The sequence below is a fragment of the Vibrio sp. Vb1554 genome (genome assembly GCF_033344235.1).
The window spans coordinates 1-1,136 of the sequence record NZ_JAWPOJ010000354.1 but is presented as its reverse complement, the minus strand read 5'-3'; the positions used below and the strand labels follow the sequence as shown (position 1 = coordinate 1,136).

At 44.7% G+C, this 1,136-nt stretch carries 2 protein-coding genes; both read right to left on the bottom strand.

Translation table 11 applies throughout. The annotated features are described in order from the left end of the window. Positions 1 to 412: patatin-like phospholipase family protein (locus tag R8N28_RS26245; protein WP_318183787.1), on the bottom strand; the 412-nt coding region annotated here is incomplete at its 3' end. Positions 413 to 593: 181 nt separating this feature from the next. Then, positions 594 to 1,136 (bottom strand): MarC family protein (locus tag R8N28_RS26240; RefSeq protein WP_318183786.1); only part of this gene is annotated, 543 nt, incomplete at its 5' end.

Here is a 1,136-nt window from a genome sequence, read left to right as displayed (position 1 = left end):
TCGCTTCTATCGCATGATGGAAATTTTCTCGCGTCACTCGATAGTAGTCCGCTTTACCTGTGTCCACATTAGTGGTGGCCGCAAAAAATGGAATGCCTTCAAAAAGCTTTTTCTCATCGACGGGATACAAACGGTTGGACTCTTCAAACAGCCATTTCACATCAATCAAATCGCCACCTTTGAGGAAACGGGTCGGGTCGAAAAAGCGCTTGCTGGTCGCGAGCTTTGTAATCACATTTATACTGCGATGCGGGTAATCGGTCAGATAACCAATCAAATTAGATGCGCCTGCCGACACACCAATCGCAAAATCAAATGGCTTATAATCTCGCTCTAGAAATGCGTCTAACACGCCACTGGCAAAGACGCCGCGCATCGCTCCACCTTCCACTACAATTGCTTTCGTTGCCATGTTTCCCCCATTAATTTCTCGGAAAAGAGTAATGAAATTCGTGCATTAGCAACAATTGGTTATTCTTATTATTGAGATAGGCGAAGTCTATGTATTTCTAGCTTAGAAAGTGAAAACTAAAGATCAAAAAATCCACACTTATGACGCAACACAAGTGTGGATTTGGGAAATATGGGAAGAGTTAGGCAAATACGGTTTTGTAGGCTTCGCCAGCACCATCGATGAACATTTGGGTGCCGATAACTGCCAAAATCAGGCCCATCATTTTTGTCACCACATTCAAAGCACTAGGCCCTACCGCTTTGACCAGTTTGTCCCCGAACAGGAACAATATGTAGGTGATGATACAAAGAACCGCAAATGAAACGATGGTAATAATGGTTTGGTCAAAACCACCTGTGGTCGCAAAGTTCATCGCTGTCGCAATCGTACCCGGCCCCGCGAGTATTGGCATCGCCAACGGTGATACGGCAATACTCAAGGCTGCCTGTTGCTGCGCAGGCGAATACGCTTTTTCCTTGGTTTTTTGATGCGTGGAATCTCCTTGCAACATATTAAAACCAATCATGAAGACTAAGATTCCCCCAGTAATGCGCAGCGCATAAAGGGTGATACCAAAGAGGTCGAAAATCACTTTTCCTGCGATGGCAAAAATAGCCACGATGACAAAAGCAATAAACACCGAACGAAGTGCTATTGATCGAACGGTCTCTTTATCTTCATC